Origin of the sequence: Mucilaginibacter galii, assembly GCF_014635825.1 — a bacterium.
Lineage (GTDB): Bacteria > Bacteroidota > Bacteroidia > Sphingobacteriales > Sphingobacteriaceae > Mucilaginibacter > Mucilaginibacter galii.
On sequence record NZ_BMDO01000006.1, the window covers coordinates 63,869 to 86,184 of the forward strand.

The following is a 22,316-nucleotide window of genomic DNA, read 5'->3' on the forward strand; positions in this document are numbered from 1 at the left end:
CTTATGGATTGTTCACCATTCCCGGATTTTGAATAACATAACTTGGGGGTAAGCGTAAGGTGAGCCTGTTCGGTGTCAGCGTATAGGTAGTTGCTTGCGTGGCATCAGTGTAAAGAAAGTGCTGTGCCGCTGGCTGGCCTGAAAATATAGGATCAGTTGACAGGCGCCGCATATCAAACCAACGATGTCCCTCCACAGCAAATTCCCTGGTCCTTTCATCAATTATAAATTTCACTAACGCAGCGTTATCTGTTTTCGCACTTGCCGGAACAGCAGCTTCGGCAGGTGGAATTCTGTGCGTACGCAATGTTGTAAGATCGGCCACCGCGCCGGAAATATTTCCTGTGCGGGCTTCTGCTTCGGCCTTTAACAAAATCAGGTCGGGCAACTCTACTCCAATGCGGATGAATTTAAGGTTGCTCCGTTGTAATCTGCCACCAGGAATCAATGTCTTTTTGTCCGATCTCAGTTTAGTATAAAATTTTAATCTCCAGTCATTTGCAGAAAATAGTCCGATTGTTTTCGTCGGTATAGTTAAAAAATCTGTCGGAAACTGGTTGCCACTATAGGTGCCGGCGAAAGTGAACACTGCCCACAAGGATTCTTTCGTGTCAGTTGCGTTTGTAAAGGGCGAATTCGGGCCGCTGTAAGGATCGATAGGCAGGAACGATCCGCCGGAACTCATCGTTACATTATAATCATATAAAGTTGGTGCATCCTTCATTGCAGCCATATCAGCAAATGCCTTATTGAACATAGTTAGGGCGTCGTTATACTTTCCCATGAACAGGTATAATTTACCAAGCATCGCCTCGGCAGCACCTTTAGAAACGCGGGTTTGCACAGCAGGCTGGACAGGCAAATTATCAATGGCCTGCGTAAGGTCACTGATCATGAAATCATAGGATTCCTGGACGGTACCCCGGTTAAACGTAGCAACAGTTATATCCGCATCTTTAATGATAGGAAACCCCGGGTCTGAAGCAGCTGAACTTGCATTATATGGCTTAGTGAAAAAGTTTACCAGTTGAAAGTTAGTGAACGCCCGCTGAGCCATAGCTTCAGCTTTGAGCTGCAGTTTTTGCTGCACGGTCCCACCTGTTGAACTTGTTGCCTCGTTGATAATCTTATTGATGGTATATAGATTACTCAATAAAAACGACATGAACTGAGCTCTGCTTGAATTGCGATCATTTGGCTGATCGACCACCGTAAAGACATCTGCCTCCCATTGAAATAATGACCGTGCGCCCGGATAGGCATTACGGGGTAAATTATAAGCATAAGCTTCGGCTGAAACCTCATCACCCATAAGTGCTGCAGGTGTATAAATACCAACGTTTCCTCCGCCAAGCATATAAAAATTAGAACCGTTCATTAACTTGTTATAATCGTCGTAGGTCACAGCGACAATGTTTCCCTTTGGTACTATTTCCAGGAAGTTCTTTTTGCAGGATCCCAATACCAGCGCGAAGAGGGCAAAGGTGGCTGCTGTGACATAGTTATATCTTTTCATCATCTGATTTGTTAGTGGTTAAAAATTAATGTTTGCACCCAGCGTAATCGTGTGTTGATTAATTGGCATAATGCGTGCACCGCCGTAAAAGGCATTAGGATCCTGGAATTCTGGATTAATGCCAAATTTATTTGCTTTCCAAAGTAAAACGTTGTTAAGCTGCAAGCGTACTGATGCGCTTCCTACCTTTAATAAGCGTAATACTCCTGGAGAAAGATCATAACTTAACGACGCCTCATTTAACTTGAGGTAAGAAGAGCTTACTACATTAATATCTGCAGCAGTATAAAACTGGGTGTTACGGGCGCTGCTGTTCTCTACTGATAAATATCCGGGTATATCAGTTGTTTTTTCATCACCGGGCTTTTGCCAGCGTTCCAGAAACTCAACATTTAAATTTCCGCCCAAATTGTTGGAGGTACTGATAAAGCCATTGTAAGTCGGGTTCATATCCCTGCGCATTTTCCCACCCAGGCTGTAATACATATTTACAGCAAGCCTGAATTGCTTGTACCTGAAATTATTGCTGAAACCACCGTTTACTTTAGGAATGGTAGTTCCCATGTATATCAGGTCATCACGTGTTGGTTTATTGGGATCGGACGTAAATGAGCCGTCTTTTAAATATACCTGCGGGTAACCCAGATTGTTCAACCCGGCATATTTATAGGCAAAAAGCGAATTACGGGAATAGCCAACAACATATGCACCACTTATTAAGTATGAAGGAGCATTTTGTGAACTGGTAGGTATTTCATATTCAACAATCTTATTCGTATTGCGGCCCAAAATTAGGCTGCTTTGCCATGTAAAGTTCCTGCTTGTTACATTTGTACTGTTCAAGGTTATGTTGATCCCATTGTTCACTAGCTTGCCGATATTTGCGGTTGAAGAGGTAGACCCTGTGAAAAAATTAACCGGAGAGTCGCCGAGCAAGTCGATTGTTTTTTTGTGATAGTATTCAACAGAGCCGTAAAGGCGCGATTGTAAAACGGCGAAATCAACGCCAATGTTAGTGGTATGGGTAGCTTCCCAGCTCAGCTTGCTATTCCGCGCACCTGATAACCGGTAAGCAGGGCCGCCGATAAGGGAATAGAGATAGTTCGTCTGTTCTGCGGATAATACATCATAAACTGTAGCGCCACCGGCATATGGTGAGTTCCCCATCACGCCATAGGTACCGCGAAGGGCAAGCGCATCAAGCCACTTAACACCCGCCATAAATGGCTCGTTTTTAACGTTCCACTTTAAGCCAGCACTATAGGCAGGCTTGTTTTGGGCAGATACATCGCTACCGAACAAGTTACTATGGTCTGTTCTCCAGCTTGCATCAATGCTGTACTTATTGTTTAACGTGTAGCTGGCCAGTGCAAAGTAAGAACTGTATCTGGTTGTAGTTTCATCTTCTCGAAATGGTTGATTTACGAAACCGCCAAAGCCGCCTATCGTGCCGAACACACCTTGATTTAATGTATAATAATCCAGTAAAGGATACGTTTGCAGTTGTGGATCATAGCCATAAATTGACCTTGTGCTTCCGGTGCTGAATAATTCGTTCGCTTCCTGTCCGCCTTGTAAGGATAGCAGGTCATTACCGCCTCTGCCAGAATAGTTATAAGCCAATTGGTTGCGTACTGTCCAGCGACGCTGGTTATTATTAGCGGATTCGTAGTACTGGCCATCCACCGGGATAAGATATGTCGGTGGACTTCCTGCAAAGGCATTGTCCAGCAATTGCTTACGGTAGCTAAATGCTTTATTGTCCTGAGTAGAAATCATTGATGTTGGCGACACAGAATAGCCGTAGGTACCCAGGTATTTCAATCCTTTCCATAACCTTACAGATGCATTACCTACCACATTTACAGCGTAGGTGTTGGATTTTCTTCTCTTGTAATCTAGCTCGTCAAAAGGTTGGTAAGTCCCCAGGTCGATACCACTTTGTGCAGATAAATCTTTAATAACATCCGGAGTCCAACCTGAGAGGTAAGGTATGTTGATAGGGTTACCGTTGGCATCGTTAAACAACTGATAAGGTAATACATCAGCTCCAAGGCTGAGTCCGCTTTTAGATGAACTGGTATTGTTAGCCAGCTGTGTTGATAAAGAGAAGGAAAAACGATCGTTAGGTGTAAACGACTGGCTAAGGTTTATTTTATAGGCGCTGTTACCAGTGCCAATGGCCGAAGATTGCGAATTAGCGTACCCTAAAGAACCATATACGGAATAGGTACGTGTACCTCCGGAAGCAGAAAGGGTATGATTCGTAGTATAGGCATTACGGTAAAACAAATCTTTAACCTGACTTGAATTATCTATTCTTGCCATGCTATCTAACTGCGCACTTGCAGTGGCTGCTGATATCAGTCCCTGCTGTTGATTATAAAGCACCTGCAAGCTTGGAGCAATAGGCCCGTAAAAATTGTATTGGCTGTTGATTGATCCATAGTCGTAGTTTACCGGATCAAATAGTTGCTTTGCTACATCAATATACTGGCTGCTGCTTAAATATCTTTTGCGTGCATAATCAAAATCAGGCTTGCCTTCAAAATTAATGAATCCATTATAGGCAATTTTTAATCCTTGATTTTTGGCACCCCCTTTAGTTGTCACTACGATCACCCCGTTCGCAGCTCGTGCGCCCCATATAGCAGCAGCGGCAGCATCTCTTAATACGGTAACATCTGCAATGTCGTCAACGTTTACTACGCTAAAATCTGGTACAATAACGCCGTTTACTACATATAAAGGTTGCGAATTTAATCGAATGGTGTTTTCACCCCTTATTACAGCCCTTTGTGTTTTAGCTCCTGTGGTCGGGTCAAAGTCATAACCGTTTGTTAGCCCAATAGGCGTAAGAACTAGTCCTGGTATCTGCCCCTCCAGCCTGCTTATCACATCGAGCGAGCTAGAACGATTTCCGAACACATTCATATCTGGCTTCGAGAATGAACCTGTAGCACGTTCCTTTGATAATGTTTGATAGCCGGTCTGTACTCTAACTTCAACCAGTTGCATAGTGTTGCTATGCAGCACTATATTTTGAAATGGCATTTTCTCCGTAACCTTAATGATCACGGTTTTATAGCCGATGTACGATATGCCTAATTCATCCCCAACTTCGGCATCGAAATTGAAACTCCCCGTATTGTCAGTCATGTAGGTTAAGTCGCCGGAAGTGGCTGGTGCCTTTGCTTCAGAGGGAACCAGCATACCTTCACTACCACCAACCACAATAGGAGACGTAGCAACTAAGGGTTTAGCATTACGCGTAGGCTGGCCTTTGGCCTTTTTGACAAAAAAAACCGTAGCGCCCCTAAGCGGGTTACCAGCCGTGTCGGTTATAATGCCTTTCACCGGTATAGAAAATGATAGAAATGATCTGATTTTTTCTAATACTGATGGGGAGGCTGGCTTCAAAATAACGGTATTACCAATTATAGAATAGGTAGCCGGTAAACCGGTAAAACATGCGTCAAGTGCTTTTTCAATAGACACGTTATGTACGCTTACATTTATAAAGGGGACTTTTAATTTATCCTCATCATAAATAAAATTATAACCTGTTTGCTTTTCTATTTTTGACAAAACCTTTTCTAAAGGCGAGTGTTTTTCAGAAAGAGTTACCTGACTAAAACTTTTTGCACTTACTTGTAAAAAACCGATCAGGAGCAGTAGTGTTGACAACTTCATAATTCTAAGGAGTTGTTTAAGGTTAGGCCATGCCAAAGGCATGGCTATTAAAATAGCACGAAAATTCATTACATTTGTGATGTTTGGATTAATACACTAAACTCAGTTCAAATTTTGTTTTTCCCGGTAACGGGAAGGGTTAGTCCAAAATCTACCGTGGCTGTGCGTCAACACATCCGCGGTTTTTTATGGCTCCCTTTTGCGGCTATCGCTGTTGTCGTAAATAATTGGCCATATTACTCTGGATTTTGGGGTTAATAGTTTAATTAATTATTTCTTTATTTCTGCAGGACAGTGATCTTCTTGCCCTCGGCTCTGAATTTTATACCTAATTTGTTAAGTATCGTTAACACCTGCGATGCATTGGATGCACGCTGTACTTTACCGGTTATCGCTACATCAGGAACTTCGCCCTCATAATCCACTTCAACATCATACCACCTTGCAAACTGCCGCATTACTGTTTGCAAGTCGGCACGTTTAAAACGAAAAAGGCCATTCTTCCAGGCTATGGTGGTTTCTACGTCCGCGTCGTTCACACTGATGGGAGCAGTACCGCTAATCCGTGATAGCATGGAACGCTGACCGGGCTTCAACATAGCGGTTTTATCAGCATTCGATACCTTTACACTCCCTTCCAGCAAGGTCGTGGTAATAGTCCCTTCATTTGTATACGCATTGATATTAAAGTGTGTACCAAGCACCTCAACCGTTTGCCCGATACTGGTGACTTTAAATGGCTTTGTTTTGTTGTGTGCAACTTCAAAATAGGCCTGTCCGGTAAGCTCCACTTTACGGTCTGCACCGTTGAAAGCAACAGGATAGCGCAAGGATGAATGTGAATCCAATGTAACTTTGGTTCCATCGGACAGTGTGAGTTCATAGGTTCCGCCAGCTGGTGTAGCAATCGTATTTTGCTCCTGAACGCCTGGATCAGCAGCCTGACGGAAGTTGTAAACCACTTTTCCGTCCGCTGTTTTACTAATGGTAGCATTACCCTGCTTAGCGACCTGGCCGTTTTCCGCATCAGTTAACACTATCTGCTGGCCATTGCTTAAAATTAATACCGCCTTATTGCCACCCGGTTTAGCAATACGTGAAATTTCATTAATGACGTTGCCTTGTTTTATTTCCTGATACTTTGATAGGTAAATACCGACAGATAGAAAGGCAAGCAGCATAGCAGCAGCGGCTACGCGGTACCAGGTACCTATGCGTTTAATCTTCGCCCTATTAACAGGAAGATTTTTCCAAATGTTATCAAGGTCGCTCTGTCTTTGATCATCGGAAAGTTGCGGTATGTCTTTTTGTTCAAATTGTAAATACCACGCTTCAATCAATGCTTTTTCGTTATCCGAGGCATATCCTGCATTGTATTTCTTTATTAATTCAGTAATTTGTTGATCTGTCATATATAATTTTCAGATTTTCATCCTTAATTATATACATGACAGGAAAAGGGAGAGGTAAGGGGTAGATGAAAAAGAAATAAATTTATAATTATTTAAGATTTAGTTCATTAATCTATAATCTACTTATCAAAATAATGTAAGCAATTAGACCGAGGCGAATTCTTAGAACTTTCAGGGCATTTTTTATCTGCTTTGTTACAGTTTGTTCCGAAATACCAAGTTTTTCCGCGATTTCTTTATGTGTTAAATATGATTTTCGACTCAATTCAAAAACTTCCCGCATTTTTGAAGGAAGGGCAGCGATTTCTTTATCTATTATTGCACTAAATTCGTTCTGTCGTACCAAATGATCAGCTGGTGGAACAAAATCTTTAACAAACGCTGATAAAGAATCCATGTATTTTGATTCAACAATGCGGTGTTCGATAATATTCAGAACCCTGTTACGTATCGACGTGTACAAATAAGCCGATAAGGTAGTGTTTAAAAAAATATCTTCGCGTTTTAACCACAAATTGGTGAAAAGGTCCTGCACTATATCGTTGGCTGCGTCTCTATCACCTAATTTTTTGTAAGCATGTGTATGCAATAGCCACTTATATCGGTTGTATATCTCAGTATAGGCTTCTTCGTTACCTTCGCGAAGCAAGGAAATAAGAACATCATCAGTAGTCGCGACCAGAGAAACCAAGTTTATTGAATTAAAATAATCCTAAGGTAAATAAAATATCATAAAAAAATCTTCTCGTTATATATTCGGCATTTAAACAATGTCTGTTACTATCTATTTTATTTAAATCAGCACGCTTATTCCTATTTATCTTAGTATAGGGATCATAAGCCAATCAATCCTCTCTGCTACCTCACACATTTGCTTTATAGCTTCAGTTTCTATCTAGTAATAGCCGATAAATACATGCCCGTTTTTCTTTCTATTATTATAAACCCAACACTCCTCTTTAGCTTACGCACAGATTCTCGTAGATTGTTAAACAAGCTACTTATATGAAAATACACTCGACAAATTTTTTAAAAGCGTCACAAATACGTCACAGAGTTTTTTAGACTGCATTTTTAAAAATATAAATAGAAGATATAATTTTATAAATGAGCCCTTGAAAATCCAAAAACGACGTTTTGTGATTAATTGTGTATTGAATGACTTCTTAGTTCAGCTGGTAGAGCATCTGACTCTTAATCATTTCATCCTACTAAACGCTATTTCTCACGAAATTATTAAGTGAGGAATGATACCACTTTCTGTTGAACCTCATCAATAATCTGCCAATCAGGCGTTATATAGATATCGGTAGTTTTTGTGGTTTGGTCTACGTGATTAAGAGCAAAGGCAACATCGTCCTTAGAAAATCTACACTGGTTTCGTGCAATACTTCCAAATGAATGGCGAGCACAATACATAGTCAATGAAGTAATACCTATTTCATCACCAATTACTTTTAATCCTTTACTTAAGGCTTTATTAAAATTATTAGAATCTGCATATCTTATAGGAAGTCGATTTATATACTTAAATAAGATGAGAGCTGCCTGGGGAATGAGTGTAATACTGATAAACGCATTGTCTTTTCTTCTTGTCTTGGTCTTTGACCTATTGTAGTTAATTCTGCCCGCAACAATTGAGGAGTTCTTAATCCCGTAAATGTCCTTTGCGTTCATACCACATAGGTAAAAAGACAGCATGAAAATATCTTTAGCTAATTCAGCACGCGAACCAGGAGTGCATTCAAACCTGCGAATCTTATTGATCTGCTCAATGTTCAATGCTCGTTTCCCAGTCATCGGTGCTTCAGCAATTTTGTATTTTTTAAATGGGTAATGCTTGATTCTAATCATCCCACGATCCTCATCATTAAACTTATCCCTCGCAGCATTAAAAAGCGTCCTCAGATCACGCATATGATTATGAAGACCTGAATCGGATAACCCTTTACTAATGTAATTGACTTCTTTACCAAATTGGTTTTTACGTTTATACCTCCTTTCTTTTCGTAGGTACTTTTCGTAATCAGGTAACATAAGCACATTTATCCTTTCTATTTCAACTATTTGAGTGTTGAAATAATCGCAAAGGCTATTTGTAACGGTTGCCAAAGGGTAGGCAGTGCCATTGCGGCCTTCATTTTGCAATTCACTGATATATTGCCTCGCAAATTCTATAAAATCAATAACACGGGTTTCCTCAACTTGAGTGAGCCGATCAGCCAGATCCTTTACATCAAGGTGTATGAGCAGGTGATCAAGATCCAGTAGCTTTTTCCTGTAAACCGCAACATCATTAGAAATCACGGAAAGCAAAAATTTATCTTTTACTGTAAGGTCCTTTTTGAGTTGTTTTTCATCAACAAAATGGTTGGTGTTGATGTAAGTTGTTTTTCGATTGTGAGTCAACCGGTACTTAATATTGTAAGTACCATCCTCTTTTTTGTGGTGTTTGAGAACCACTTCCTTAATTGTTGCCATAATGACGAGTCCGTTGTAAAACATTTGTAAAACATTTTCGTCAAGTTGAGCAGATTTTCGTGTTTAACACAACGCATCAGTTTTTCATCTGACGAACTTTGTTTTATTGAAAATCTGCCCCTAGGGCATAAAAAAAGCCCTTTTACTACTGTAAAAAGGCTTTTTAGAAATGGGTAAATGATGGGGCTCGAACCCACGACCCTCGGTACCACAAACCGATGCTCTAACCAACTGAGCTACATCTACCGTGCTTGCTTGCGGGTACAAAAATAGAAATCTTTACGCTGTTTGCAAACCCTTTTTTTAAATATTTATTGCTGGCTTCAAAGCGGCCATTTTCCTATCATTGCATTTAATTTATGATCGAAATTTTTACAGACGGTGCCTCAAGCGGTAACCCCGGCCCTGGCGGCTACGGCGTGGTGCTACGTGCCGGCCAACATTATAAAGAATTGAGCGAGGGTTTCCGCAAAACAACCAACAACCGTATGGAGTTGCTGGCTGTAATTAAAGGCCTCGAAGCGTTGAAAGCTCCGAACCAGCAGGTCACTGTATTTTCTGACTCAAAGTATGTTATTGATGCTATTGAAAAACGCTGGTTGAACGGCTGGGTAAACAAAGGCTTTGCCGGTAAAAAAAACAAAGACCTGTGGCTGCGCTATCTGGAGATAAGCAAACTGCACAACGTTCGCTTTAAATGGGTAAAGGGCCATGCCGGTCATCCTGAGAATGAACGCTGCGACCGCCTGGCCGTAGCCGCCTCACAACAGCGCGATCTGTTAGTTGATTCGGTATTTGAAATGGAATCGGCGAAAGGAAACCCCTCTTAAGTCCTCCCCGGAAGGGAGAACTTATCTTACTGCTCCCTCCCGGGGAGAGCCAGGGAGGAACTCTACTGTATAGTAACCACACCATCAAAGTTACGCTTGGTAACCTGCGGTGAAAAGCAAGCCAGCATTTCTTCGGCTTTTTCTACCATATTGGTTGATCCTATCATAATGGCCGAGCGCTGGTGCAGTTCGGTAACATCAAGCTTTAAAATACGCTCATAACCGTTGCTGGCCTTGCCACCGGCTTGCTCCACAATAAATGCCATTGGGTTACACTCGTACACCAAACGCAGTTTACCGTTAGGTGCTTGTGCCGTAATGGGGTACATAAATATACCACCTTTAATTAAACTGCGGTGCAAATCGGCCACCATGGAGCCGGTATAACGTGAGGTGTAAGGGCGGCGGGTTTTATCGTCTTCTACCTGGCAATATTTGATGTATTTTTTGATACCATCGGGAAAGTGGGTATAATAACCCTCATTGATAGAGTAGATGTAACCATCTGCCGGAATTTGCATATTAGGGTACGACAGGCAGAACTCCCCTATCGATGGATCTAAAGTAAATCCATTAACACCTTTACCCGTAGTGTAAACCATCATCGTAGAAGAACCGTAGATCACATAACCAGCAGCAATTTGCTCGGTACCGTTTTGCAACACATCCTCTAAAGTGGCCTTGCCCCCTACCGATTTGCGGCGAAATATAGAAAAGATAGTCCCCACACCAACGTTCACATCAATGTTTGACGAACCGTCTAAAGGGTCGATAGCTACAATGTACTTGGCGTTTTTAGATATTTCAGAATCTATGTAAATGTATTCATCATTCTCTTCGCTTACCACAATACAGCACTCGCCACCACTTTGCAGGGCGGCTATAAATTGCTCGTTGGCGTAAACATCCAGTTTCTTCTGACCTTCTCCCTGTATGTTGGTGGTTCCGGCTTCACCAATAATATCGGCCAGCCCGGCTTTGTTAATTTCGCGGTTAACTATTTTGGCTGCAATGCCAATATCACGAAGTAAACGCGACAGCTCACCCTTGGCATAAGGAAAGTCGGCCTGCTTCTCAATGATGAATTGTCCTAAAGTTTTTACTGCTTTCATAGGCTTAGTGTATTTATTACATAGTATTTTTTAGTTCTATGACCTCCAAGTTATGAATTTTTTTTCCAGTTATGCAAAATTTCATCAACGTTTTTACTTTGTGCCATCCCTGTTTTCCAGCCGCTCCGGGGTTTAAATGAAAACAATTGATCTTTTTATCAAACATTACTTTTAAGATATGAGAATGCCCGCTAATGAAAAGCCCGGGAGGCTTAGTGTAAATAGTACGCTTTACGACAGGGCTATATTTATCAGGGTAACCACCAATGTGGATCATCCATACATCCACATCTTCACAATTAAACCGTAGGTTTTCGGGGTATACCTGTCGAATGTCTGTACCGTCTATATTTCCGTAAACACCGCGTAGCGGTTTAAAGGCGGCCAGTTGGTCGGCCAGTTCGAGGGTACCAAAATCGCCGGCATGCCATATCTCATCACAATCGGCAAAATATTTAAAAACAGCATCGTCCAGATAGCTGTGCGTATCTGAGATCAGGCCAATACGGGTCATAGAATTTAAGAATCAAGGGTAAAGAATATTAGAATACAGACAAAAACAGCGCTACTAAAATATAGTCAGGAAGTCTTTTAATACGGTTTGATAGTCGTTACTGTAAACTTTCGGCTCGTTATATATAATTAAACGCTCCTCAATAATTTCTGTTTGCTGATGGCCGAGTTTCAGTATCTGGCGGTGAGGGACAGAGTGCGGGTACGACAACACATAAACGATGTGCTGAACGTATAGCTGCTGTATGATAGCTAATTCTTTCACCAGCGTAGCAGTGTATGTTGGTAAAATAAGCCATAAACTACCGCTTTCATGCAAATGCCCGGCACATCCCTGTATCAGTTCTGAAAAGAAGCTATCACCGGCGTGTTTGGCCATCGCTTTACCCGCCCCCGGCGATGGCAGCGACTGGATGTAAAATGGCGGATTAGAAACGATGAGATCGTATTTCAATCCGACATTTGCCGTAAAGTAGTCTTGGAAACTTTGCGGGTAAAGCGTTAACCTGTTTGCAAAAGGAGAATCTATGAAATTACTTTCAGCGGTTTGAGATGCGGTTGTATCAAGTTCCACAGCATCAATTTTAGCTATGGGGAAGCGCTGTGCTAACATCAGCGCAATAACGCCGGTACCTGTGCCAATATCCAGCATGTTAGCCGCTTCACCTTTAGCCAATGCACCTAATAATACGCCATCGGTATTTACCTTCATGGCACAGCCGCTTTGGTTTACATTGAATTGCTTAAAGCGGAAGATAGACATGAGCGATTAAATAGGTTGTCTGTTTGGTGTTATCTGTTGTCAGTCTGAGCTTGTCTAAGACTTAACAAAGCGGCGAATGCTTCGACAAGCTCAGCATGACAAACCTAACAATCTCCACTCACCCCTCATACAACTCCAACGGCAAGCCATCGGGGTCGGCAAAAAAAGTGAAGCGCTTTTGGGTGTACTCGTCTATACGGATAGGTTCGGTTGTTACGCCGTTAACCTGCAAGTGTGCTACGGCATCTTCAATGTTATCCACTGCAAAGGCCAGGTGACGCAACCCAGTGGCTTCGGGTCTTGACGGACGGGCAGCAGGATTGGGGAAAGAAAAAAGCTCGATCTGGTATCGGCCTGCAATTTCCAGATCGAGCTTGTATGATTGTCTTTCGGAGCGGTAAACTTCCTGCAATACGGTTAAACCCACTATCTCCACATAAAAATGCTTGCTCTGCTCATAATTAGTGCAGATGATAGCTACGTGGTGTATGTGCTTTAACCCCAGCATTTACTCACCTAAGGTTACGTGCAGTACGTTATCGTAAACCAATTTAATATCGGTTACATGGCCGTAAAGTTCTTCATCTACGTTCAGGAAACCGTTGGTAACATTACCCAGCATAGTATACTCAACCTCACTGGTAGCCATCATTTCGGTAAAGCGGTCTTGCTCTTCAGGAGATACACTTACCACTACCCTGCCCTGCGCTTCGCCAAAAAGGAAGGCATCTTTACGTATCTCCACATCAGTAGCGATATCAAAGCCTAGGCCTAACGGCATAGAAGATTCCAGCAAAGCAATGTACAAACCACCATCGGCCACGTCATGGGCAGAGGCAATTACCTTATGCTTAATCAGTTCTTTAACCAGCTGCTGCATATCGTATTCCTTATCCAAATCGAAATAAGGCGCAGGTGAAGCAGCAATTTTATGGTAGGAAGCTAAGTATTGAGATGAAGCAATGTCGTTCTGCGATTCGCCAATGAGGTAGATAAAATCACCCGGCTGTTTAAAGTCGGCCGTCATGATGTTATCAATATGATCGAGCACACCCAGCATACCAATAGTTGGCGTAGGGAAAACCGGACCATCATCGGTACTTTGGTTATAAAAGCTTACGTTACCGCCGGTTACCGGGGTTTCGAACTTGCGGCAGGCTTCGCCCATACCTTTAATGGCACCCACAAACTGCCAGAAAACTTCGGGCACATAAGGATTACCAAAGTTTAAGCAGTTGGTAATAGCCACCGGCTCGCCGCCAGAGCATACAATGTTACGGGCAGCCTCAGCTACGGCAATAGCACAACCCTTTTGTGGGTCGGCATTTACATAGCGCGAGTTACAGTCAACCGTCAGGGCAATAGCCTTATCAGTACCTTTTACGGCAACTACGGCAGCATCGCTCGGACGGTTGGTGGTCATGGTGGCGGTGCCTACCATGCTATCGTATTGATCGGTTACCCAACGTTTGGATGCGATGTTTGGATGAGCTATTAAATGCTCCGACACATCAACCAAATTTTCAGGTACAGGTACGTCGTTTATATTAAATTTTTGATATTCCTGATAGTAAGCAGGCTCGCGGTATTCGCGTTCGTAAACCGGGGCACCACCGCCCAATACTAAATCATCGGCAGGTACATCGGCAACTTTCTCGCCGTTCATGAAGTACTCCAAACGCTTGGTATCGGTAACTTCACCTATTTGCACACAGTTCAGGTCCCATTTATCAAATACGGCCTGCACTTCTGCCTCCTGTCCTTTCTTTACCACAATCAACATACGCTCTTGTGATTCTGACAGCAAGATCTCAAATGGCTTCATGTTTTCCTGGCGGGTTGGTACTTTGTCTAACCAAATTACCATACCATGCTCGCCCTTGGCCGACATTTCGGAATTGGAGCAAATGATACCGGCAGCGCCCATATCCTGCATACCTATTACGGCACCGGTTTTTATCACTTCTAACGAAGCTTCTAACAATAATTTTTCCTGGAACGGATCACCTACCTGTACGGCCGGCAAATCGTTCACCGAATCTTCAGTTATATTTTTAGAGGCAAATGCCGCCCCGTGTATACCATCTTTACCTGTTGATGAACCTACGATAAATACCGGGTTACCTACGCCGTAAGAAGTAGCAGATACCATATCCTCGGCCTTTAATATACCGGCCGACATTGCATTAACTAACGGATTAACGTTATAGCATTCATCAAAGAATAACTCACCACCAACGGTTGGAATACCAAAAGCATTGCCGTAATCGCCAATACCTTTTACCACGCCTTTAATTAACCATTTGGTACGATCAAGGTTAATGTCGCCAAAACGCAGGGAATTTAACTGCGCAATTGGGCGTGCACCCATGGTAAAAATATCGCGGTTAATACCACCAACACCGGTAGCCGCACCCTGATAAGGCTCTAAAGCCGAAGGGTGGTTATGCGATTCTATTTTGAAGGCACAGCCAATACCATCGCCCAGGTCAACCACGCCTGCGTTTTCTTCACCGGCTTTAGCCAGCATGCGGGCGCCATCGCGCGGAAGGGTTTTTAACCATTTAATGGAGTTTTTGTACGAGCAGTGCTCGCTCCACATTACCGAAAAAATAGAAAGTTCGGTAAAGTTAGGAACACGTCCAAGGATTTCAATAATGCGATCGTATTCTTCGGGCAGGAGGCCTAAATCTTTGGCCGTATCAACGGTAGTCAGTTCAATTTGCTCCACAATGTTGTGTTTTGATGGATGGATGCGCAAAATTAGAAAAATGCACCGAAAGCAGGTGGTTTAATTTTGATTTGTAGTAATTGTTGTATGCTGTAATTTTATCACACTAAAAGTATACCCGTTGCTTTAATTTGATACTATTAAGTCATTGTTATCATTACCGCTTATAAATGACCATCGGTTTGCCTTGGTTCTCCAATCAATGTTACTTTAGATCATTGAAGAAATCAACCATAAATTGAAGATTATCTTCTGAAAGCATGGCATCCACCAACTGCATCGCCTCGTTTGTTGCCAGTGAAGTTCGGTTGAGCATTTTCTTTTCAAACACTGCTATTGCCTCTTGCACGCTACTGCTATTTTTTAAAAAAAACGCTTCATGCAAATCAACTGCATCCAACATGGCTTGATTAACACCATCTCCCGACGGCGGTGTTTGGTGTGCTGCATCGCCCAGCATAGTTAAGTTGACAAGAGATGTCCAGGTTTGATTTGAAGGATAATAGTACTGCGGGCGATGAACGAAATAAGATTCATCCGTCGAAAATATTTCGTGCCAGTGATTACTCCAATCGGCATAGCATTGTTTAAACCAGGTAAAAACTTCCTCTTTAGTATTAAAATTAATGCCCGGAGCTATTACCCAGCTTTCACTTTCTTTGGTAATGGTGTAAAAAGAAAGTGAGCCTTCACCCTTTGCACTCAATACGATGGTTTTTCCGTTCCAATGTGCAAAAACTTTACCGCCATTGGTTAACTTCCATAAACCGGGCGCATTCATTGCAGCGTTATATATATTCCCTTCAACAATGGTAGAACCCGAGTATATACGCGGAATGTGGGTTATATATTTTCTGATTTTTGTATTGGCACCGTCTGCTGCGATTACCAGGTCGGCGTAGGCGGTAGTGCCGTCTTCAAAAATCATGTTCCAGCCCTCACCCATTGCTGTCAACTCAACAAACTTCGCATTCCAAACCATCGTGCCAGCCTGCAACGAAGCAATGAGCAGGTCACGAAGGGGACCTCGATCAATTTCGGGCCGCGCATGCTCATCATTTAAATTAATTACGGGTGCTTTGTTTTGCTCAGTGTAATAAACCACGGCGTTATTATCTACAATGGTCACCCTTTCTGCACCCGGGCGATAATGTTTTTCAAACTCATCCATTAATCCACACGCTCTCAGTGCTTTTAAACCCGATTCATAATGCAAGTCGAGGGTTGCTCCTTGCTGGCGAAAATACTGGTCAGCGTCGCGCTCATATACTTTTACGTTCACTCCCGTTTGCTGTAAAAGCCGGGCCAGCGTAAGCCCACCAGGACCACCACCTATAATGGCTACTTGTTTATCTTGCAATAACATGTTTTCTAAATTTACTTGTTTGTTAATTACCAGCAAATTCTGCATATATTTATAATCAAAATAGCTGCTTCCGCTCATAAAATAGTCGTAAATGAAAATTTCTATTACCGATGATGGATCGGGCATCACAAAAGAGTTTGCTCGGGCAATAGGTGCCACAATTTTGGGCCGCTTCGTAAACATCCCTGAAAGTAAAGGGTCGGGCTACCTAACGGGCTTTGCCTGGGGACGAGATTTGCGAATGATGATACGGAATTACCACCTTAAAGAAGATGTTTTCATAGAACGCACAAATGAGCTGGCTGAGGGCCAGGAAGATATCATTTTCTTACTAAGCGGAATATTTCCTTCGCCTATACATCCGGAAGAAGAACTATTGCCCGAGCAGGCAAATATGGTAATTTGCAGGCATGCGGTGTCTTCTATTATAGCTATGCCCCGTAATACCGCTTTCAAAAGCGTAACTATAGCGGCTTCAAAGCATTATTTGCAACAGATGTTTGCACACATAGAGCATCCGGTAGTTAGCAGTGTTTTAGAAGCCACGAATAATTTTATATTTGAAACCGGCATCTCTGCCGAAATTATTACCACCGCAAGCGAAATGCTATTGCGCCCGGTTCCGGAAAGCATGGAAAGCCAGTACTGTAAGTTGAAATGTAAGGAACTGCTGTGTCATATTTTCACTCTGCTAATGCAACAGGACGCTATACCCTCTGGCAATATGCACATTAATGACATTAAAGCCATTTATGCTATAAAAACCCATTTATTGGCATATTTACATGAGCCGCCAAATGTGAAAGCCCTGGCAAAAAATGCCGGCATGAGCGAACCCAAATTAAGAAAACTATTTAAACATACTTTTGGGAAGGGCGTGTTTGAATATTACCAATTTGCGCGAATGCAAAAAGCCGCACAATTACTGAGAGAAAAGCGGTTAAGCGTGGCTGAGGTGGGTTACCAAGTAGGATTTACCAACCTTAGTCATTTTTCGAGGGTTTTTACCCAGCATACGGGTAGCAAGCCCAAAAGATACTCTTCTAACTAAACCAGGATATTTTAAATATGAAAAGCCATCCTATGCTTAGGATGGCTTTTCATATTTAAAATTGTATAAACAACTATGTACTAAATACCTTCGGTACCTGGTTCATGACCAACCATACGGCCGGTGGTGCGGCCTAAATTACGGCTGCTAAAGTCGGTTTTAGGACTTCTTTCTGATGGAAACTCATGCTCACGCGGCGGCGTAACATCAGTTTGCTCACTGAAATTAGTATCGTTACCTTCTTGAGGTGTAGTATATTCCTGCTCGCTTGGATAACCTAGATCTTCATTATCGGCTTCTTCGCGCTCAGGTATTTCGTCAGGATCATTAGTGCCGTCGAGGTCAAGAGGTTCATCCTCATCGTCAATAGATGCTCTCAACGGATCGTCAACAATATCTTCGTCCTCATCCAGATCATCGTCTTCGTCATAATCAGGCACCACATCGGCATCCAGATCATCATCTTCTAACTCATCATCGTCCAGATCCAATTCATCATCGTCATCCAGATCCAGATCGTCATCATCTTCTAAATCTTCATCGTCAGGATCAGGTGTAGCTGCTCTCGACAATCTATCGCGATCCAGTTCGTCTAAACCAGACTGGCGGCGCGCTTGGGTAGGTATCTCCTGTTCCGTGGTCCAGGTGTCTTGATCAAATGCTAACATAGGATTTCTTTGTTTATGTGTTGTATGAATAACCTTGAATAGCGAACGTTTGTTTTTAATGCAACATGAAAAAAGTTAACTCAAAGTAGTTATGCACATTACATCAGTTCACTATCATTCTTTATATGATAAACCTTATAGGCCATGTAAAACAACAGTATAGCAGGTATAAAATAGAGGAAAGCCTCACTAACCGAAACCTGGCTGTAAACGGCAACTAAACGGTATGCAGCAAGCAGCAAAGCTACTATAGCTCCAACCAGGTAAGCATAAAAAAATTTTGGACTCATGATGATAAACTATGTATCGAGTATAACCTTGCTATGTAATTTAAGTTTCATTTAGGCCAAACACCGGTTTGGTTAACTGCAATTATTGTACCTTGCCTTTCACACACCTGATTAATTTGAATATGCAAAACTGGGAAGATATATATTTAGAAGCTGAAGAAGCTATACGTAACGCTAATTATCTGCAAGCTAAACAACTGCTGGAAAACATTATTTTAGAGGAGCCGAGCACCGCACAAGCCCACAACTCTTTAGGCTGGCTTTACCGCACCCAATTTGATGATTATACCCGCGCCGAAAACCACTATAAAGCCGCCATTAAAAGTAACCCACAATATCCGCACGCTTATATTAACCTGATCGTTCTGTATACCAACCTCGAAGAGTGGGACAAAGCCCGCGAGGTTGCCGACAAAGCTATTATCCGTCCGCTGGTTGATAAATCATTGATCAACTACAGATTAGGTATTATTGAAGAATATGCTCAAAACTTCGAAGAAGCTATTAACTATTACAAGAAAGCCATTAAGCTTTGCCTGAATTTTGACTCGATAGAAGACTATAAACGCGCTATTGGAAATTGTGAATATAAAGCTACTTTGTAAGAATTAGAGTCAAGAGTACAAAATCAAGAATATAGAACCTTCAAGGTTCACATAATTATCGTCAAACAACATAGGCACCCATGGTGCCTATGTTGTTTATATTCATTTATCTGGATTCTTGACTCTACAATCTTGACTCTTTTTTAAACATCATTGCTCCTAATGGTGGCACGGTAATACTAATAGAGTTATCCTGTCCGTGCCAGCTTTGCGCATCTGATTTTAACGGTAGGGGGTTATCTACACCACTGCCCCAGTATTGCTTACGGTCGGAGTTGAAAATCTCTTTCCACTCCCCGGCACCGGTTACACCAATGCGAAAGTCGTAGCGAACTACCGGAGTCATGTTGAGCACCACCACTACATCGTTGGCGGCATCGTGGCCCTTACGGGCATACACCAAAATAGAATCATTAGCATTACCGCCATCTATCCATTGAAAGCCTTCATGGCTAAAACCTTTTTCGTACAAAGCAGGCTCGTTGCGGTAAACATGGTTAAGTGCTTTTACGGCTTCCTGCATACCTGCATGGCAATCGAACTGGGTTACCCACCAGTCTAAAGGTTTATCAAAGGCCCATTCGGCATTTTGCCCAAACTCCGACCCCATAAACAGCAGCTTGGTACCGGGGTGGGTAAACATATAACTATAAAGCAGGCGCAGGTTGGCATACTTTTGCCAATCATCGCCCGGCATTTTAGTTAACATCGAACCCTTACCATACACTACCTCATCGTGCGAGAACGGCAGCATAAAGTTCTCATTAAAGGCGTAAATGAGGCTAAACGTTAGCTCACTATGGTGGTATTTACGATTGATAGGGTCTTGTTTGAAATAATTGATCGTATCGTGCATCCAGCCCATCATCCATTTCATACCAAAGCCCAATCCGCCGGTATAAACCGGGCTACTTACGCCTTTAAAGGATGTAGACTCTTCGGCAATAGTTTGTACATCAGGAAAGTTGCTGTACACGGCCATGTTAAACTCTTTGAGGAAATCAATGGCTTCGAGGTTTTGGTTGCCACCGAAAATATTAGGCTCCCATTCGCCATGCTTGCGCGAATAATCGAGATACAGTATAGAGGCCACACCATCTACCCGCAAGCCATCGGCATGGTAACGGTCAAGCCAAAATAAAGCATTGCTAATAAGGAAGGCTTTAACCTCGTTGCGGCCGTAGTTAAATATATAAGAGGTCCAGTCGGGGTGGTAACCTTTGCGTACATCCTCATGCTCATACAGGTGCGTACCGTCAAAACGGTAAAGCGCATGCGCATCGCCCGGAAAGTGCGAAGGCACCCAATCCAGTATTACGCCTATGCCCTCGTTATGGAAGCGTTCTATAAGCTCCATTAACTGTTGGGGCGTACCATAGCGTGAGGTTGCCGCAAAGTACCCGGTTAACTGGTAGCCCCAGCTTGGATAATACGGATGCTCCATAATGGGCATAAACTCCACGTGCGTAAAGCCCATCTCCTTAATATAAGGCACCAGTTTGTCGGCTATCTGGCTATAGGTTAAAAATTCGTCGGGACTTTCGTTATTACGTGCCCACGAACCCAGGTGCAGTTCGTAAACCGAATAAGGCCTGTCTAAAGCGTTGTGCTGGTGGCGGTTATCCATCCAGTCCTTATCCTTCCATTCGTAGTAAGTATCGGCCACAATGGATGCCGTTTGAGGTGGTTCTTCCCAACGCAAAGCAAATGGATCGCCTTTTTCCAGCAGTTCGCCGCTGTTAGAACGGATAAAATATTTGTATACTTCGCCATTGCCAATGTGCGGTATAAAACCTTCCCATATACCCGAACCATCCCAGCGATGATTAAGCGCGTGGCTGCCTTTGTTCCAGCCGTTAAAATTGCCTATTACCGAAATAAACTGTGCATTAGGTGCCCAAACGGCAAAATAAGTACCCACAACATCCTTGTGAGTTACCACGTGCGAACCCAGTTTTTCGTAAAGTTTAAAGTGCTTTCCACCTTTAAACAAATCTATATCAAAGTTGGTAAAGCGGCTATAAGCCTCAACCGGGTTTAGTGTTTGAGTTATGGTGACTTGGTCAGGGCTTTCGGGTATTAGCAGCAGGTTACTCGCTTCTGTTTTGTTGGCACCAGCTGTCTTTTTCTTCTTGGCCGCAATATTGGTAACCAGTTCATTTATAGATGTTTCGGCCGATGCAGTTTCGGCCGGCTTTGGCTTGCGTGTAGCTGCTTTGGTAGTTTTAACCGGTGCAGCTTCAGGAAATACAGCCGGCTCGGAGTTACTTTTGGCCGATGCGGCTTTTTTAGTTTTTACCGGTTGTGATTCGGGAAAAGGCGCAGCCTGTTCGCCCGTTAAGTTAGTTGTAGCTTCAACGGCAGTATTGTTGGGCTGGGGTTTATTGGTTTTTTTGGCCATAGTATAGGGTAGTCTTTTACAGACGGTAGATCTCGAAGCTTGCAGACTAAGCAATATGCCTGCAAAACAACATTGGTTATTTTAAATAAGGCAACACTACTTTAGCACTCCTTGTTTTAGCTGCTTACAATAGTAGCAAAATTTTATCCATCCCTATCGAAACTATTTTTGAGCTAAACTTATAGGAAGTACTCCAAGCTAAGTGATCTTGAAAGTTAACCAGCGTGAGTTGTAACTAACTGTACCCGCTTCACAAATCTTATATTGCGTAATATTAAAAATTGTGCAGCGTAATGGAAAAATCGAACGGCTATGAAGGCGTGGCGGCTACTTTTATCAATGGCAGAGGGAGAAGCATTGAGGGCATAGGCGTATCATCTGTTTATAAGTGGGTAAAAACGCTGCCCCCAAACTCTACAGTGTTAGATATGGGTTGCGGAACTGGCTTGCCAATTACCAAAGTTTTGGTTGATGCGGGAATGGACGTTAACGCAATAGATGCATCGCCATCGTTGGTCAAATCTTTCCGGAAAAATTTTCCCGGTATTCCTGTTGTATGCGAAGCTGTAGAAGATTCTTTACTGTTTGAAAAGGAATTTGATGCCATTATTGCCTGGGGACTACTATTCCTGCTACCTGAGGAAATACAGCAGAAAATAATACAAAAAGCAGCCAAGGCTTTAAAATTATCAGGCAAATTCTTGTTTACCGCACCACATGAACAAACTGCCTGGGTTGATGCAATGACCGGCCAAAGTTCTGTATCGCTCGGCGCTAAAAAGTATAAAGAATTATTATCTGCATCGGGATTGATTATAACAGAAGAATTTACCGATGAAGGTGAGAACCATTATTACAATACTGTAAAGATCTGACAGGATATT

18 protein-coding genes and 1 tRNA gene are annotated in these 22,316 nt (G+C 42.6%); 4 read left to right on the forward strand and 15 right to left on the reverse strand.

What is annotated here, in order from left to right; all coding sequences use genetic code 11:
- Position 1: 1 nt before the first annotated feature.
- The 6 genes from IEV61_RS11740 to IEV61_RS11765 form a co-directional block, all read right to left on the reverse strand.
- Positions 2-1,519, reverse strand: coding sequence for a RagB/SusD family nutrient uptake outer membrane protein (locus tag IEV61_RS11740; protein ID WP_188416866.1), 1,518 nt, complete (start codon positions 1,517-1,519; stop codon positions 2-4).
- Positions 1,520-1,534: 15 nt separating this feature from the next.
- On the reverse strand, positions 1,535-5,209 hold the full coding sequence (locus tag IEV61_RS11745; RefSeq protein ID WP_188416869.1) for a SusC/RagA family TonB-linked outer membrane protein: 3,675 nt from the start codon (positions 5,207-5,209) through the stop codon (positions 1,535-1,537).
- Positions 5,210-5,487: 278 nt separating this feature from the next.
- Positions 5,488-6,621, reverse strand: coding sequence for a FecR family protein (locus IEV61_RS11750; protein WP_188416871.1), 1,134 nt, complete (start codon positions 6,619-6,621; stop codon positions 5,488-5,490).
- Between the two features lie 112 nt (positions 6,622-6,733).
- Complete coding sequence (locus tag IEV61_RS11755; RefSeq protein ID WP_188416873.1) at positions 6,734-7,312, reverse strand: RNA polymerase sigma factor; 579 nt, start codon at positions 7,310-7,312, stop codon at positions 6,734-6,736.
- Positions 7,313-7,857: 545 nt separating this feature from the next.
- Positions 7,858-9,102: a phage integrase SAM-like domain-containing protein gene (locus IEV61_RS11760; RefSeq protein WP_188416875.1), complete on the reverse strand. Its 1,245-nt coding sequence runs from the start codon at positions 9,100-9,102 to the stop codon at positions 7,858-7,860.
- A gap of 172 nt (positions 9,103-9,274) precedes the next feature.
- Positions 9,275-9,348 (reverse strand) — tRNA-His (locus tag IEV61_RS11765).
- 113 nt (positions 9,349-9,461) lie between these two features.
- On the opposite strand from IEV61_RS11765, the gene rnhA reads away from it, so the two are divergent.
- Complete coding sequence (gene rnhA, locus IEV61_RS11770) at positions 9,462-9,932, forward strand: ribonuclease HI (RefSeq protein ID WP_188416877.1); 471 nt, start codon at positions 9,462-9,464, stop codon at positions 9,930-9,932.
- Between the two features lie 62 nt (positions 9,933-9,994).
- On the opposite strand, the gene fbp is transcribed toward rnhA, so the two are convergent.
- The 6 genes from fbp to IEV61_RS11800 all read right to left on the reverse strand — a co-directional run bounded on the left by fbp (position 9,995) and on the right by IEV61_RS11800 (position 16,543).
- Positions 9,995-11,044, reverse strand: coding sequence for a class 1 fructose-bisphosphatase (gene fbp / locus IEV61_RS11775; RefSeq protein ID WP_188416879.1), 1,050 nt, complete (start codon positions 11,042-11,044; stop codon positions 9,995-9,997).
- 16 nt (positions 11,045-11,060) lie between these two features.
- Complete coding sequence (locus IEV61_RS11780) at positions 11,061-11,558, reverse strand: metallophosphoesterase family protein (protein WP_188416881.1); 498 nt, start codon at positions 11,556-11,558, stop codon at positions 11,061-11,063.
- 54 nt (positions 11,559-11,612) lie between these two features.
- Positions 11,613-12,320: a tRNA1(Val) (adenine(37)-N6)-methyltransferase gene (locus IEV61_RS11785; RefSeq protein WP_188416883.1), complete on the reverse strand. Its 708-nt coding sequence runs from the start codon at positions 12,318-12,320 to the stop codon at positions 11,613-11,615.
- Positions 12,321-12,438: 118 nt separating this feature from the next.
- Positions 12,439-12,828, reverse strand: coding sequence for an SMU1112c/YaeR family gloxylase I-like metalloprotein (gene gloA2 / locus IEV61_RS11790; protein WP_188416885.1), 390 nt, complete (start codon positions 12,826-12,828; stop codon positions 12,439-12,441).
- Positions 12,829-15,051: a phosphoribosylformylglycinamidine synthase subunit PurL gene (purL, locus tag IEV61_RS11795; RefSeq protein WP_188416887.1), complete on the reverse strand. Its 2,223-nt coding sequence runs from the start codon at positions 15,049-15,051 to the stop codon at positions 12,829-12,831.
- A gap of 205 nt (positions 15,052-15,256) precedes the next feature.
- The gene (locus IEV61_RS11800) at positions 15,257-16,543 is read right to left on the reverse strand and encodes an FAD-dependent oxidoreductase (protein ID WP_229747116.1); all 1,287 of its coding nucleotides are present in this window, start codon (positions 16,541-16,543) and stop codon (positions 15,257-15,259) included.
- Between IEV61_RS11800 and IEV61_RS11805 the strand changes: the two genes are divergently transcribed.
- Positions 16,509-17,468 carry a helix-turn-helix transcriptional regulator gene (locus IEV61_RS11805; protein WP_188416889.1) on the forward strand — a complete coding sequence of 320 codons (960 nt, stop codon included), beginning with the start codon at positions 16,509-16,511 and terminating at the stop codon, positions 17,466-17,468. The genes IEV61_RS11800 and IEV61_RS11805 overlap by 35 nt on opposite strands.
- Before the next feature lie 80 nt (positions 17,469-17,548).
- Here the strand turns inward: IEV61_RS11805 and IEV61_RS11810 are convergent, their stop codons facing one another.
- Positions 17,549-18,136 carry a hypothetical protein gene (locus tag IEV61_RS11810; RefSeq protein ID WP_188416891.1) on the reverse strand — a complete coding sequence of 196 codons (588 nt, stop codon included), beginning with the start codon at positions 18,134-18,136 and terminating at the stop codon, positions 17,549-17,551.
- Positions 18,137-18,234: 98 nt separating this feature from the next.
- Positions 18,235-18,426: a hypothetical protein gene (locus tag IEV61_RS11815; protein ID WP_188416893.1), complete on the reverse strand. Its 192-nt coding sequence runs from the start codon at positions 18,424-18,426 to the stop codon at positions 18,235-18,237.
- A gap of 122 nt (positions 18,427-18,548) precedes the next feature.
- Between IEV61_RS11815 and IEV61_RS11820 the strand changes: the two genes are divergently transcribed.
- Entirely contained in the window at positions 18,549-19,031 is a 483-nt protein-coding gene (locus IEV61_RS11820) for a tetratricopeptide repeat protein (RefSeq protein ID WP_188416894.1), read from the forward strand.
- Positions 19,032-19,155: 124 nt separating this feature from the next.
- Here IEV61_RS11820 and glgB read toward each other — a convergent pair whose 3' ends face one another.
- Positions 19,156-21,432, reverse strand: coding sequence for a 1,4-alpha-glucan branching protein GlgB (gene glgB, locus IEV61_RS11825; protein ID WP_188416896.1), 2,277 nt, complete (start codon positions 21,430-21,432; stop codon positions 19,156-19,158).
- A 293-nt stretch (positions 21,433-21,725) separates the two neighbouring features.
- Here glgB and IEV61_RS11830 point away from each other — a divergent pair, with 293 nt between their 5' ends.
- Positions 21,726-22,307, forward strand: coding sequence for a class I SAM-dependent methyltransferase (locus tag IEV61_RS11830; protein ID WP_188416898.1), 582 nt, complete (start codon positions 21,726-21,728; stop codon positions 22,305-22,307).
- Positions 22,308-22,316: the final 9 nt, after the last annotated feature.

Excerpts from the sequence above, each read along its gene's own strand:
- IEV61_RS11800 (WP_229747116.1), bottom strand. The coding sequence starts at position 16,543 with ATGCCCGATCCATCATCGGTAATAGAAATTTTCATTTACGACTATTTT.
- IEV61_RS11750 (WP_188416871.1), bottom strand. The coding sequence starts at position 6,621 with ATGACAGATCAACAAATTACTGAATTAATAAAGAAATACAATGCAGGA.
- IEV61_RS11805 (WP_188416889.1), top strand. The coding sequence starts at position 16,509 with ATGAAAATTTCTATTACCGATGATGGATCGGGCATCACAAAAGAGTTT.
- fbp (WP_188416879.1), bottom strand. The coding sequence starts at position 11,044 with ATGAAAGCAGTAAAAACTTTAGGACAATTCATCATTGAGAAGCAGGCC.
- IEV61_RS11830 (WP_188416898.1), top strand. The coding sequence starts at position 21,726 with ATGGAAAAATCGAACGGCTATGAAGGCGTGGCGGCTACTTTTATCAAT.
- glgB (WP_188416896.1), bottom strand. The coding sequence starts at position 21,432 with ATGGCCAAAAAAACCAATAAACCCCAGCCCAACAATACTGCCGTTGAA.
- IEV61_RS11780 (WP_188416881.1), bottom strand. The coding sequence starts at position 11,558 with ATGACCCGTATTGGCCTGATCTCAGATACGCACAGCTATCTGGACGAT.
- IEV61_RS11810 (WP_188416891.1), bottom strand. The coding sequence starts at position 18,136 with ATGTTAGCATTTGATCAAGACACCTGGACCACGGAACAGGAGATACCT.
- IEV61_RS11740 (WP_188416866.1), bottom strand. The coding sequence starts at position 1,519 with ATGATGAAAAGATATAACTATGTCACAGCAGCCACCTTTGCCCTCTTC.
- IEV61_RS11785 (WP_188416883.1), bottom strand. The coding sequence starts at position 12,320 with ATGTCTATCTTCCGCTTTAAGCAATTCAATGTAAACCAAAGCGGCTGT.
- IEV61_RS11815 (WP_188416893.1), bottom strand. The coding sequence starts at position 18,426 with ATGAGTCCAAAATTTTTTTATGCTTACCTGGTTGGAGCTATAGTAGCT.
- rnhA (WP_188416877.1), top strand. The coding sequence starts at position 9,462 with ATGATCGAAATTTTTACAGACGGTGCCTCAAGCGGTAACCCCGGCCCT.
- IEV61_RS11745 (WP_188416869.1), bottom strand. The coding sequence starts at position 5,209 with ATGAAGTTGTCAACACTACTGCTCCTGATCGGTTTTTTACAAGTAAGT.
- gloA2 (WP_188416885.1), bottom strand. The coding sequence starts at position 12,828 with ATGCTGGGGTTAAAGCACATACACCACGTAGCTATCATCTGCACTAAT.
- IEV61_RS11760 (WP_188416875.1), bottom strand. The coding sequence starts at position 9,102 with ATGGCAACAATTAAGGAAGTGGTTCTCAAACACCACAAAAAAGAGGAT.
- IEV61_RS11820 (WP_188416894.1), top strand. The coding sequence starts at position 18,549 with ATGCAAAACTGGGAAGATATATATTTAGAAGCTGAAGAAGCTATACGT.